The sequence below is a fragment of the Klebsiella sp. GB_Kp047 genome (assembly GCF_040065235.1).
Lineage (GTDB): Bacteria > Pseudomonadota > Gammaproteobacteria > Enterobacterales > Enterobacteriaceae > Klebsiella > Klebsiella quasipneumoniae.
On sequence record NZ_JBEAJG010000008.1, the window covers coordinates 1 to 13431 of the forward strand.

Annotated in this window: 8 protein-coding genes; 6 read left to right on the forward strand and 2 right to left on the reverse strand. The window is 57.8% G+C overall.

Features of this window, described 5'->3' with window-relative positions:
- Positions 1-235: 235 nt before the first annotated feature.
- Positions 236-691 (reverse strand): acetyltransferase, encoded by a 456-nt coding sequence (locus ABLV76_RS05835; protein ID WP_004206832.1) that lies wholly within the window; start codon positions 689-691, stop codon positions 236-238.
- A 156-nt stretch (positions 692-847) separates the two neighbouring features.
- Between ABLV76_RS05835 and metA the strand changes: the two genes are divergently transcribed.
- The 4 genes from metA to aceK all read left to right on the forward strand — a co-directional run bounded on the left by metA (position 848) and on the right by aceK (position 6910).
- A complete protein-coding gene (gene metA, locus ABLV76_RS05840) occupies positions 848-1777 on the forward strand; it encodes a homoserine O-succinyltransferase (RefSeq protein ID WP_004206830.1) in 930 nt (309 codons plus the stop codon).
- Positions 1778-2037: 260 nt separating this feature from the next.
- Positions 2038-3639: a malate synthase A gene (gene aceB, locus ABLV76_RS05845; protein WP_032456808.1), complete on the forward strand. Its 1602-nt coding sequence runs from the start codon at positions 2038-2040 to the stop codon at positions 3637-3639.
- A 79-nt stretch (positions 3640-3718) separates the two neighbouring features.
- Positions 3719-5023: an isocitrate lyase gene (aceA, locus tag ABLV76_RS05850; protein ID WP_004206828.1), complete on the forward strand. Its 1305-nt coding sequence runs from the start codon at positions 3719-3721 to the stop codon at positions 5021-5023.
- Between the two features lie 102 nt (positions 5024-5125).
- On the forward strand, positions 5126-6910 hold the full coding sequence (gene aceK, locus ABLV76_RS05855; RefSeq protein WP_004206827.1) for a bifunctional isocitrate dehydrogenase kinase/phosphatase: 1785 nt from the start codon (positions 5126-5128) through the stop codon (positions 6908-6910).
- 50 nt (positions 6911-6960) lie between these two features.
- Here aceK and iclR read toward each other — a convergent pair whose 3' ends face one another.
- The gene (gene iclR / locus ABLV76_RS05860) at positions 6961-7791 is read right to left on the reverse strand and encodes a glyoxylate bypass operon transcriptional repressor IclR (protein ID WP_004206826.1); all 831 of its coding nucleotides are present in this window, start codon (positions 7789-7791) and stop codon (positions 6961-6963) included.
- A gap of 194 nt (positions 7792-7985) precedes the next feature.
- Here iclR and metH point away from each other — a divergent pair, with 194 nt between their 5' ends.
- The gene (gene metH / locus ABLV76_RS05865) at positions 7986-11669 is read left to right on the forward strand and encodes a methionine synthase (RefSeq protein ID WP_348878226.1); all 3684 of its coding nucleotides are present in this window, start codon (positions 7986-7988) and stop codon (positions 11667-11669) included.
- Positions 11670-11798: 129 nt separating this feature from the next.
- A complete protein-coding gene (locus ABLV76_RS05870) occupies positions 11799-13430 on the forward strand; it encodes a Na/Pi cotransporter family protein (protein ID WP_004206824.1) in 1632 nt (543 codons plus the stop codon).
- The last annotated feature ends 1 nt before the right edge of the window (position 13431 follow it).

Genomic DNA, 13431 nt, shown 5'->3' on the forward strand with positions numbered 1-13431 from the left:
TGGTAGTGTGGGGTCTCCCCATGTGAGAGTAGGGAACTGCCAGGCATCAAATAAAGCAGAAAGCCCAGTCGAAAGACTGGGCTTTTTTGCGTTTGTGTCATCCGGGGAGGGTGCCGGCATGCCTCCCCGGTGGCGCTGCGCTTACCGGGGCTACACGATCCGTAGCCCGGACAAGGTGCGCAGCACCGTCTCCGGAGAGGCTCCTGTCTAAGTGTTAGCAGTTGCGACGTCAATCTTAGTCTGCTTCAGCCTGCTGCTCATGTATCAAATTCAATAACGGATACGGTTGCCCCAGATCGTCCGTTTCAGACCGCCCTGTCACCCTAAAACCCATTCTCTGATAAAACCCGACCGCTTGTTCATTCTGCTCATTTACGTTGGTCGTCAGCTTCGGCGTTAACGACAGCGCATGCTCAATCAGCAATCTCCCCACGCCGCAGCCGCGGACATCTGGATCGACGAACAGCGCATCCATATGATCTCCGGTCAGTAGCATAAAGGCGATCGGCTGGTCCTCCGTGTTAACCGCCACCCACAGCGGAGCCTCCGGTAAAAATGCGCGTACCATCTCCTCCAGCTCCTTTCGATACGCTTTTGACAGAAAGTCGTGGGTGGCGTCGACCGACCGACACCAGATCGCAATCAGTTTATCCCCTTCATCAGGCCGGGAACGGCGGATGCTAATAACCATATTTTCTCCTTTTCTTCATTCTTATATTCTAACTCAATGCGCGCCGTGAAATTTTCTCACCGTGAACATGCAGACTCGACATTCACCCGATTCCTGGTTATCTTCAGCTATCTGGATGTCTAAACGTTTATACGTATGCTATGAGGTAATAGAGTTATGCCAATTCGGGTGCAGGACGAGCTACCAGCCGTCAATTTCTTGCGCAATGAAAACGTCTTTGTAATGACGACAACGCGTGCAACAACTCAGGAAATCCGCCCCCTGAAGGTGTTAATCCTCAACCTGATGCCGAAGAAAATCGAGACGGAGAATCAGTTCCTGCGTCTGCTGTCGAACTCTCCGCTGCAGGTGGACATCCAGTTATTACGCATCGATGCACGTGAGTCACGTAATACGCCGGCGGAGCATCTGAATAACTTTTACTGCAATTTCGATGAGATCTGCGATCAGAACTTTGACGGCTTGATCGTCACCGGCGCTCCTTTAGGCCTGGTTGAATTTAATGATGTCGCTTACTGGCCGCAGATCAAACAGGTGCTGGAGTGGGCCAAGGATCACGTCACTTCGACGCTGTTCGTCTGTTGGGCGGTGCAGGCCGCGCTGAATATTCTGTACGGCATTCCCAAGCAAACCCGTGCCGAAAAGATTTCTGGCGTCTATGAACACCATATTCTACACCCACACGCCTTACTGACCCGCGGTTTCGACGACTCTTTCCTCGCCCCACACTCACGCTATGCTGACTTTCCGGCAGGGCTTATCCGTGACTATACCGATCTCGAGATCCTCGCGGAGACAGAAGAGGGCGATGCGTATCTGTTCGCCAGTAAAGATAAGCGTATCGCCTTTGTCACCGGCCACCCCGAGTACGATGCCAATACCCTGGCAAGTGAATATTTCCGCGATGTGGAAGCCGGTTTGAACCCTGAGGTTCCCCACAACTATTTTCCGCAAAACGACCCGCAGAACAAACCGCGCGCTACCTGGCGCAGCCACGGTAATCTGCTGTTCGCTAACTGGCTGAACTATTACGTCTACCAAATTACACCATACGATCTGCGGCATATGAATCCAACGCTGGAGTAATACTCCGCACGAAACGATCCTAAAGCGTTTCAGCACTTTGCCTCTGGCGCCTTCGGGTGCCTTTTTTATTTCCGAAATTCACCTCACAGCTGATGATAACTTTAATTCCATTGTTATCAATATGTTAATGTCATTTTAAAATTAAAATGGAAATTGTTTTTGATTTTGAAAATTAATTGAGTAGTCTTAATTGTGCTGAGCGAAAACTGCACAACGATCTTTCGCTCGCTTCCAGCGGATCAACCAAGAGGAGCAGCACAATGACGCAGCAGGCGACAATCACCGATGAACTGGCCTTTAGTCAGCCCTATGGCGAGCAGGAGAAGCAAATCTTAACGCCTGAGGCGGTAGAATTTCTGACGGAACTGGTGAGCCGCTTTACGCCGGCGCGCAATAAACTGCTGGCCGCGCGTCTGCAGCAGCAGCAGGCTATTGACGATGGACAGCTGCCGGATTTTATTTCGGAAACTGCTTCCATTAGAAATAGCGACTGGACCATTCGTGGTATCCCGGCGGATTTGCAGGATCGCCGCGTTGAAATTACCGGCCCCGTCGAGCGCAAGATGGTCATTAACGCGTTGAACGCTAACGTAAAAGTCTTTATGGCGGACTTTGAGGATTCGCTGGCGCCTGACTGGCGTAAAGTCATTGATGGTCAGATCAACCTACGCGATGCCGTGAACGGGACCATCAGCTACACCAATGAGGCTGGCAAAATCTATCAACTGCAGCCCAATCCCGCTGTGCTGGTATGCCGTGTGCGCGGTCTGCACCTGCCGGAAAAGCATGTGACCTGGCGTAATGAGGCCATCCCCGGCAGTCTTTTCGATTTTGCGCTCTATTTCTTTCATAACTACCAGGCGCTGCTGGCGAAAGGAAGTGGTCCCTACTTCTATCTGCCAAAAACCCAGGCCTGGCAAGAGGCGGCATGGTGGAACGATGTCTTCAGCTTTACTGAAGATCGCTTTGATTTGCCGCGCGGCACTATCAAGGCCACGCTGCTGATTGAAACACTGCCGGCGGTGTTCCAGATGGATGAGATCCTGCATGCGCTTCGCGACCATATTGTCGGCCTGAATTGCGGCCGCTGGGACTATATCTTCAGCTATATCAAGACGCTGAAAAACCATCCGGACCGCGTACTGCCGGACCGCCAGGTGGTGACGATGGATAAACCCTTCCTTAGCGCCTACTCACGGTTGTTGATTAAGACCTGCCACAAACGCGGGGCGTTTGCGATGGGCGGGATGGCGGCCTTTATCCCGAGCAAAGATGTCGAGCGTAACCGTCAGGTGCTGAATAAAGTCACCGCCGACAAAGAGCTGGAGGCGAACAACGGTCACGATGGCACCTGGATCGCCCATCCTGGGCTGGCGGATACCGCCATGGCGGTGTTTAACCGCGTGCTCGGCGACAAGCCGAATCAGCTCTCGGTGACCCGTAGCGAGGACGCGCCCATTACCGCCGAACAGCTGCTGGCCCCCTGCGAGGGCGAGCGCACGGAAGCCGGGATGCGCGCCAACATTCGCGTGGCGGTGCAGTACATCGAAGCCTGGATCTCCGGCAACGGCTGCGTACCGATTTATGGCCTGATGGAAGACGCCGCGACAGCTGAGATCTCGCGCACCTCTATCTGGCAGTGGATCCATCATCAGAAAACCCTGAACGACGGCACGCCGGTCACAAAAGCGCTGTTCCGCCAGTGGCTGGCGGAAGAGCTGATGGTGATTCAGGAAGAGCTGGGAGAGCACCGCTTCAGCCATGGCCGCTTTGACGATGCGGCGCGGCTGATGGAGCAGATCACCACCTCTGATGAACTGATTGATTTTCTGACATTACCGGGCTACCGCCTGCTGGCCTAATCGCCAGATGGTGTGGTTCGCCATTTAGTCCTTCACCAATGCGCCTGGAGAGCCAGGAAATTATATGGAGCATCTGCACATGAAAACCCGTACCCAACAAATCGAAGAATTAAACAAAGAGTGGACGAACCCGCGCTGGGAAGGGATTACCCGCCCGTACAGCGCGGAAGAGGTGGTGAAATTACGCGGCTCGGTGAACCCGGAATGCACGCTGGCGCAGCTTGGCGCGGCGAAAATGTGGCGTCTGCTGCACGGTGAAGCAAAGAAAGGGTACATCAACAGCCTTGGCGCGCTGACCGGCGGCCAGGCCTTGCAGCAGGCGAAGGCCGGCATCGAAGCCATTTATCTCTCCGGCTGGCAGGTGGCGGCGGATGCTAACCTGGCGTCCAGCATGTATCCGGATCAATCGCTGTACCCGGCCAACTCGGTACCGGCGGTGGTGGATCGGATCAACAATACCTTCCGCCGCGCCGATCAGATCCAATGGTCAGCCGGGATCGAGCCGAACGATCCGCGCTTTATCGACTATTTCCTGCCGATCGTGGCGGATGCGGAAGCCGGTTTTGGCGGCGTCCTTAATGCCTTCGAGCTGATGAAATCGATGATTGAAGCCGGTGCAGCGGCTGTTCACTTCGAAGATCAGCTGGCGTCGGTGAAGAAGTGCGGTCATATGGGCGGTAAAGTGCTGGTCCCGACCCAGGAAGCGATACAGAAACTGGTGGCGGCGCGTCTGGCGGCTGACGTGATGGGGGTCCCGACGCTGGTGATCGCCCGTACCGATGCTGACGCTGCCGATTTAATTACCTCAGACTGCGATCCGTACGATCGTGAGTTTATTACCGGGGATCGCACCAGCGAAGGGTTCTTCCGCACCCATGCCGGGATCGAGCAGGCGATCAGCCGCGGGCTGGCCTATGCGCCGTATGCGGACCTGGTGTGGTGTGAAACGTCGAAACCGGATCTTGAGCAGGCGCGTCGCTTTGCTGAAGCCATTCATGCGCGTTTCCCGGGCAAACTGCTGGCCTATAACTGCTCGCCGTCGTTTAACTGGAAGAAAAATCTCGATGATAAAACCATCGCCAGCTTCCAGCAGCAGCTGTCGGACATGGGATACAAGTACCAGTTTATTACCCTCGCCGGGATCCACAGCATGTGGTTCAACATGTTCGACCTCGCCCATGCTTACGCTCAGGGTGAGGGGATGCGCCATTATGTTGAAAAAGTGCAGCAGCCGGAATTCGCCGCCGGGCCGGAAGGCTATACCTTCGTCTCGCATCAGCAGGAGGTGGGTACCGGCTACTTCGACAAGGTCACCACCATTATCCAGGGCGGTGCCTCGTCGGTGACGGCGCTGACCGGCTCGACCGAAGAAGATCAGTTTTGAGCCATGCCCGGTGGCACGACGCTAACCGGGCCTGTGAAGGGATCCAGGCCGGATAAGCGAGCGCGCCATCCGGCCTGACGTGGTGCCGGATGGGGGAGTTCGATGACGCGTGGTCTGGAATTACTGATTGCCCAAACGATATTGCAGGGATTTGACGCTCAGTATGGGCGTTTTCTCGAAGTGACTTCCGGCGCGCAGCAGCGCTTTGAACAGGCCGACTGGCATGCGGTGCAGCAGGCGATGAAACAGCGGATCCACCTCTATGACCACCATGTGGGTCTGGTGGTGGAGCAGCTGCGCTGCATCACGGAAGGAAAGAGCACGGATGCCGACTTTTTGCTGCGGGTGAAAGCCCACTACACCCGTTTGCTGCCGGATTACCCTCGTTTTGAAATTGCCGAGAGCTTTTTCAATTCGGTCTACTGCCGCCTGTTTGACCACCGCTCGCTGACCCCCGAGCGGCTCTTTATTTTCAGCTCGCAGCCCGAGCGTCCTTTTCGCACCCTTCCGCGACCGCTGGCGAAAGATTTTTTTGCCGATCGCGGCTGGCCGCACCTGCTGGGTAAAGTGCTGTCCGATCTGCCGCTGCGGCTGCCGTGGCAAAATAAAGCGCGGGATATCGGCTATATCATTGCCAGTCTGCAGGAGGCGCTGGGGGAGGAACTGCTCGCCACCTGTCATCTGCAGGTCGCCAATGAGCTGTTCTATCGTAATAAAGCCGCCTGGCTGGTGGGCAAACTGGTGATGCCGATGACCACGCTGCCCTTTTTGCTGCCGATCCATCGCAGCGACGAGGGCGAGCTGTTTGTCGATACCTGCCTGACCACCCATGCCGAAGCGAGTATCGTGTTTGGCTTCGCGCGTTCCTATTTTATGGTTTATGCGCCACTGCCCGGCGCCCTGGTGGAATGGCTGCGCGAGATCCTGCCGGGGAAAACCACGGCCGAGCTGTATATGGCGATTGGCTGCCAGAAGCACGCCAAAACCGAAAGCTATCGTGAATATCTGCACTACATCGCTCGCTGCGATGAGCAGTTTATTGAGGCGCCGGGCATTCGCGGGATGGTGATGCTGGTGTTTACCCTGCCGGGGTTTGACCGGGTGTTTAAGGTGATCAAAGACCGCTTCGCGCCGCAGAAAGAGATGACCGCCGCCCACGTGCGCGCCTGCTATCAGCTGGTAAAGGAGCATGACCGCGTCGGGCGGATGGCGGACACGCAGGAGTTTGAAAATTTCGTGCTGGAGAAACGACAAATCGCGCCGGCGCTGCTGGCGCTGCTGCAGGCGGAGGCGGGGAACAAACTGACCGACCTCGGCGACCGGATTGTCATCAGTCATCTGTATATTGAACGGCGAATGGTGCCGCTCAACCTGTGGCTGGAGCAGGTTAACGGCCAGGCGCTACGCGATGCGGTAGAAGAGTATGGGAATGCTATCCGCCAGCTGGCCGCCGCCAACATCTTTCCCGGTGATATGCTGTTTAAAAACTTCGGCGTCACCCGCCACGGCCGGGTGGTGTTCTACGACTATGACGAAATCTGCTATATGACGGAAGTGAATTTTCGCCAGATCCCACCGCCGCGCTATCCCGAGGATGAACTGGCCAGCGAGCCGTGGTACAGCGTCTCGCCGGGGGATGTGTTCCCGGAGGAGTTCCGCCACTGGCTGTGTGCCGACCCGCGCATTGGGCCGCTGTTTGAGGAGATGCATGCCGACCTGCTGCGCGCCGACTACTGGCGCGAACTGCAGACGCGGATTAAAAACGGCCATGTGGAAGATGTCTACGCCTACCGGCGCAAGCAGCGTTTTAGCGTGCGCTATGGCGCCGACAGTAGGCCGGATAAGGCGTTTACGCCGCCATCCGGCAAGGTGCGCCGATCTGCCTGATGGCGCTACGCTTATCAGGCCTACTTAAAATGCCCCGGTGGGGCATTTTTTTATTTAACCCCGCCGTATGCCAGCGTCACTTCCTTCGCCGCTTTGATCACCAGCGCGCCCAGCTCGGTCACCCGGTCATCGGTCATGCGTGAGATGGGGCCGGAGATGGAGATTGCCGCGAACGGTTCGCGGTGTTCATCATAAATGCAGGCGGCGACGCAGCGGAGGCCGAGCGCGTGCTCCTCGTCATCGAACGAGTAGCCCCGCTTGCGGGTCTGCGCTAAATCTTCCTTCAGATGCAGCGGCGAGACCAGCGTGGCATGCGTATAGGCATGTAGCCCTTTACGGTGCAGGAGGCTGGTAACCTGCTCTTCGCTCAGCTGCGAGAGGAACGCCTTCCCGGCGCCGGAGGCGTGCATCGGCAGTTTTCCGCCGATCGGCGCCGACATCCGCATCAGCTGGGTGCACTGCACCTGGTCGATAATGATCGCCTGGTGGTCGCTCTGGTCAAGCACTGCCAGATTCACCGTTTCACCGGAATCTTCCATCAGCTGGCGCAGGATCGGGTGGACAATCGCCAGCAGATTGCGGCTTTGCAGAAAGCTGCTGCCGACCACGAAGGCATGCGCGCCGACGGCCCAGTGGCCCAGCTCGCCGACCTGGCGGACGAAACCCAGCTGCTGCATGGTGGTCAGCAGGCGGTGAGTGGTTGAGTTGGGCAGACCCGCCTGCTGCGCCAGCTCGGTCAGCGCGACGCTGCTGTGGGATTCGGCAATCCATTCGAGCAATTTCAGGCCGCGGGTCAGCGACTGAACCTGACCGCCAGCCTGCTGGGCGGTGGCAGCCGCGGGTTTTCTGCCGCGTTTCGCGGGAACGGGGGTAGTGGCCATCGCGGACTCCTTTTTCTGTATCGTGGAAATAATTTTCGTTTTATTTGGCGATAATGCAATCACAACCGGACTCATCGGAGGAGTGAAGCTGAACATGTCTCATATTGCCCGTTGTTGTCTTTTCCGCTCCGGTGGTTTATGCCAGTATGGTTTGTTGGCTATTTGGCCTGAGTTGAGCGTTGTCGGGAGCAAGTGTGAGCAGCAAAGTTGAGCAACTGCATCAGCAGTTAAAAGAACGTATTCTGGTTCTGGATGGGGGCATGGGCACCATGATCCAGGGCTATCGTCTGAGTGAGCAGGACTTTCGCGGTGAGCGCTTTGCTGACTGGCCGTGCGACCTGAAAGGCAACAACGACCTGCTGGTGCTCAGCAAGCCCGAGGTGATCCGCGAGATCCACGACGCCTACTTCGAGGCCGGCGCGGATATCATTGAGACCAACACCTTTAACTCGACAACCATCGCGATGGCGGATTACCAGATGGAATCCCTGTCGGCAGAGATCAACTATGCGGCGGCGAAGCTGGCCCGCGCCAGCGCCGACGCCTGGACGGCCCGCACGCCGGAAAAACCGCGCTACGTGGCGGGCGTGCTTGGCCCAACTAACCGCACCGCCTCCATTTCGCCTGATGTGAACGATCCGGCGTTCCGTAATATTACCTTTGACCAGCTGGTGGCCGCCTATCGCGAGTCCACCCGGGCGCTGGTGGAAGGTGGCGTGGATCTGATCCTGATTGAAACGGTATTTGATACCCTGAATGCCAAAGCGGCCATCTATGCGGTGAAAGAGGAGCTGGAGGCGCTGGGCGTTGACCTGCCGCTGATGATCTCCGGCACCATTACCGATGCCTCCGGCCGCACGCTTTCCGGGCAGACCACCGAAGCTTTCTATAACTCGCTGCGCCACGCCGAAGCCTTATCGTTTGGTCTGAACTGCGCCCTCGGGCCGGACGAACTGCGCCAGTACGTCCAGGAGCTGTCGCGCATCGCTGAATGCTACGTCACCGCGCACCCGAACGCCGGCCTGCCCAACGCCTTCGGCGAATACGATCTGGATGCCGATACCATGGCGGCGCAGATCCGCGAATGGGCGGAAGCCGGTTTCCTTAATATCGTCGGCGGCTGCTGCGGTACGACCCCGGAGCATATCGCCGCCATGAGCCGGGCAGTAGCGGGCCTGCCGCCGCGCCAGCTGCCGGAAATCGCGGTGGCCTGCCGCCTCGCCGGCCTTGAGCCGCTCAATATCGGCGATGACAGCCTGTTCGTTAACGTCGGCGAACGTACCAACGTTACCGGCTCGGCGAAATTTAAACGCTTAATCAAAGAAGAGAAGTACAGCGAAGCGCTGGACGTCGCGCGTCAGCAGGTGGAAAGCGGCGCGCAGATTATCGATATCAACATGGACGAGGGGATGCTCGACGCAGAAGCGGCGATGGTGCGCTTCCTCAACCTGATTGCCGGCGAGCCGGACATTGCCCGCGTGCCGATCATGATCGACTCCTCCAAGTGGGAAGTTATTGAGAAAGGCCTGAAATGCATTCAGGGCAAAGGCATCGTTAACTCGATTTCGATGAAAGAGGGCGTCGAACCCTTTATCCACCATGCGAAACTGGTTCGCCGCTACGGCGCTGCGGTAGTGGTGATGGCCTTTGACGAAGTGGGCCAGGCTGATACCCGCGAACGTAAAATTGAGATTTGCCGTCGCGCCTACAAAATCCTCACCGAAGAGGTCGGCTTCCCGCCAGAAGATATTATCTTTGACCCGAATATCTTTGCGGTGGCGACCGGTATCGAAGAACACAATAACTATGCCCAGGACTTTATCGGCGCCTGCGAAGACATCAAACGCGAGCTGCCGCATGCGCTGATCTCCGGCGGGGTCTCCAACGTCTCCTTCTCTTTCCGCGGCAATGACCCGGTTCGTGAGGCGATCCACGCCGTATTCCTCTACTATGCGATCCGCAACGGCATGGATATGGGGATCGTCAATGCCGGTCAGCTGGCCATCTATGATGACCTGCCGGGCGAGCTGCGCGACGCGGTGGAGGACGTGATCCTCAACCGCCGCGATGACAGCACCGAAAGATTGCTCGAACTGGCGGAAAAATATCGCGGCAGTAAAGTTGACGACGGCGCCAATGCCCAGCAGGCGGAGTGGCGCAGCTGGGAGGTGAAAAAACGCCTCGAATATTCGCTGGTGAAGGGCATTACCGAATTTATCGAACAGGACACCGAAGAAGCGCGTCAGCAGGCTGCCCGCCCGATTGAGGTGATCGAAGGGCCGCTGATGGACGGCATGAACGTGGTCGGCGATCTGTTCGGCGAAGGCAAAATGTTCCTGCCGCAGGTGGTGAAATCCGCTCGCGTCATGAAACAGGCGGTGGCCTACCTTGAGCCGTTTATCGAAGCCAGTAAAGAACAGGGCTCCAGTAACGGCAAAATGGTGATTGCCACGGTAAAAGGCGACGTTCATGACATCGGCAAAAACATCGTCGGCGTGGTGCTGCAGTGTAATAACTACGAAATCATCGATCTTGGCGTGATGGTCCCGGCGGATAAAATTCTCAAAACCGCCAAAGAGGTAAACGCGGATCTCATCGGCCTTTCCGGGCTGATTACCCCATCGCTGGATGAGATGGTTAACGTGGCGAAAGAGATGGAGCGTCAGGGCTTTACCATTCCGCTGCTGATAGGCGGCGCGACCACCTCGAAAGCGCATACGGCGGTGAAAATCGAGCAGAACTACAGCGGCCCGACCGTTTACGTACAGAACGCCTCGCGCACCGTCGGGGTGGTGGCTGCGCTGCTCTCGGATACGCAGCGCGATGAGTTTGTCGCCCGCACGCGCAAAGAGTATGAAACGGTGCGTATCCAGCATGGGCGTAAAAAACCGCGCACCCCGCCGGTGACCCTGGCGGCCGCACGGGAAAACGATCTGGCCTTTGACTGGGAGAGCTATACGCCGCCGGTGGCCCATCGCCTGGGGATTCAGGAGGTGGAAGCCAGTATCGAGACGCTACGCAATTACATCGACTGGACGCCGTTCTTTATGACCTGGTCGCTGGCGGGTAAATATCCGCGCATTCTGGAAGATGAAGTGGTAGGGGAAGAGGCGCAGCGCCTGTTCAAAGACGCTAACGAGCTGCTGGATAAACTGAACGCAGAGAAAACCCTCAACCCGCGCGGCGTGGTGGGCCTGTTCCCGGCCAACCGGGTGGGCGACGATATTGAAATCTATCGCGATGAAACCCGCACCCACGTGCTGACGGTGAGCCATCACCTGCGCCAGCAGACGGAGAAGGTCGGCTTCGCCAACTACTGCCTCGCCGACTTTGTGGCGCCGAAGCTGAGCGGCAAAGCGGACTACATTGGCGCCTTCGCCGTCACCGGCGGCCTGGAAGAGGACGCGCTGGCGGAGGCCTATGAAGCGCAGCATGACGACTATAACAAGATCATGATCAAGGCCATCGCCGATCGTCTGGCGGAAGCCTTCGCCGAGTATCTGCACGAGAAAGTGCGCAAGGTCTACTGGGGGTATGCGGCCAATGAGAACCTCAGCAATGAGGAACTTATTCGCGAGAATTACCAGGGGATCCGTCCGGCGCCGGGGTATCCGGCCTGTCCGGAGCACACTGAAAAAGGCACCATCTGGCAGTTGCTGGACGTCGAAGCCCATACCGGCATGAAGCTTACCGAATCGTTCGCCATGTGGCCGGGGGCATCGGTTTCCGGCTGGTATTTCAGCCATCCGGACAGCAAGTACTTCGCCGTGGCGCAGATCCAGCGCGACCAGGTCGAAGACTACGCGCGGCGTAAAGGGATGACCCCGGCGGAAGTCGAGCGCTGGTTAGCCCCTAATCTGGGCTATGATGCGGACTAGTCGTCATCTTTCCTTACAACTAACAAGGCGCTCTGTGAGCGCCTTGTCTCTTTATTGAGGTTAACCCCTTATACTGAGATAGGTTCCAGAACGTCGGAACACCTATAACGATAAGGAGAAGCTGATTCCGTGTTAACTCTGCTACACCTGTTGTCCGCGGTCGCTCTGCTGGTGTGGGGCACGCATATCGTGCGTACCGGGGTGATGCGCGTCTATGGCGCTCGCCTACGTACCGTTCTCAGTAGCAGCGTAGAGAAAAAGCCGCTCGCCTTCTGCGCGGGTCTTGGCGTGACTGCGCTGGTACAAAGCAGCAATGCCACCACCATGCTGGTGACCTCGTTTGTCGCCCAGGATTTAGTGGGCCTCACGCCGGCGCTGGTGATGGTGCTGGGCGCCGATGTCGGGACGGCGCTGATGGCGAGGGTACTGACCTTCGACCTGTCGTGGCTGTCGCCGTTGTTGATATTTATCGGGGTGATTTTCTTCCTCGGCCGCAAGCAGACCCGCGCCGGGCAGCTGGGGCGAGTGGGGATCGGCCTTGGGCTGATCCTGTTGGCCCTGGAGCTGATTGTGCAGGCCGTCCACCCCATTACCCAGGCCAACGGCGTGCAGGTGATTTTTGCCTCGCTGACCGGGGATATCATGCTGGATGCCTTGATTGGCGCTGTATTCGCGATCATTAGCTACTCCAGCCTGGCGGCGGTGCTGCTGACCGCGACGCTGACCGCGGCGGGAGCGATCTCTTTCCCGGTGGCGCTGTGCCTGGTGATTGGCGCCAACCTGGGATCGGGGCTGTTGGCGATGCTCAACAACAGCGCGGCGAACGCGGCGGCGCGCCGGGTGGCGCTGGGCAGCCTGCTGTTTAAGCTGGTGGGGAGCCTGATCATTCTGCCGTTCGTCCATCCGCTGGCCGCGGCGATGCACAAGCTGCCGTTGGCCGAGTCCGAGCTGGTTATCTACTTCCACGTTTTTTACAACCTGCTGCGCTGCATCGCGATGGTGCCTTTTGCCGGACCGATGGCGAAGCTGTGCCAGCGCATGATCCGCGATGAACCCGAGCTGGATAACCATCTCAAACCCAAGCATCTTGACCCGTCGGCGCTGGACACCCCGGCGCTGGCGCTAGCCAACGCCGCGCGCGAGACGCTGCGCATTGGCGACGCGATGGAGCAAATGCTGGAGAGCCTGCATAAGGTGATGCATGGCGAACCGCGTCAGGAGAAAGAACTGCGCCGCATGGCGGACGATATCAACGTCCTCTACACCGCCATTAAGCTCTATCTGGCGCGAATGCCAAAGGATGAGCTGGCGGAAGAAGAGTCCCGGCGCTGGGCGGAAATTATTGAGATGTCGTTAAACCTCGAGCAGGCCTCCGATATCGTCGAGCGGATGGGCAGCGAGATCGCCGATAAATCGCTGGCGGCGCGTCGCGCCTTCTCGGTGGAAGGGTTAAAGGAGCTGGACGCCCTGTACGATCTGCTGCTCAGCAATCTGCAGTTGGCGATGTCGGTCTTCTTCTCCAGCGATGTGCCGAGCGCCCGTCGCCTGCGGCGCAGCAAACACCGGTTCCGCATTCTTAACCGCCGCTACTCGCATGCGCACGTTGACCGCCTGCATCAGCAGAACGTGCAGAGTATCGAAACCAGTACGTTGCATCTGGCGCTGCTGGGGGATATGAAGCGCCTGAACAGCCTGTTCTGCTCGGTGGCTTACAGCGTGATGGAGCAACCGGATGAAGACGACGAACGGGATGACTACTGAG

What these genes read in the sequence shown, in the direction of transcription:
- aceK (WP_004206827.1), top strand. Translation starts at nt 5,126, where the DNA reads ATGACGCGTGGTCTGGAATTACTGATTGCCCAAACGATATTGCAGGGA.
- iclR (WP_004206826.1), bottom strand. Translation starts at nt 7,791, where the DNA reads ATGGCCACTACCCCCGTTCCCGCGAAACGCGGCAGAAAACCCGCGGCT.
- metA (WP_004206830.1), top strand. Translation starts at nt 848, where the DNA reads ATGCCAATTCGGGTGCAGGACGAGCTACCAGCCGTCAATTTCTTGCGC.
- ABLV76_RS05835 (WP_004206832.1), bottom strand. Translation starts at nt 691, where the DNA reads ATGGTTATTAGCATCCGCCGTTCCCGGCCTGATGAAGGGGATAAACTG.
- aceA (WP_004206828.1), top strand. Translation starts at nt 3,719, where the DNA reads ATGAAAACCCGTACCCAACAAATCGAAGAATTAAACAAAGAGTGGACG.
- aceB (WP_032456808.1), top strand. Translation starts at nt 2,038, where the DNA reads ATGACGCAGCAGGCGACAATCACCGATGAACTGGCCTTTAGTCAGCCC.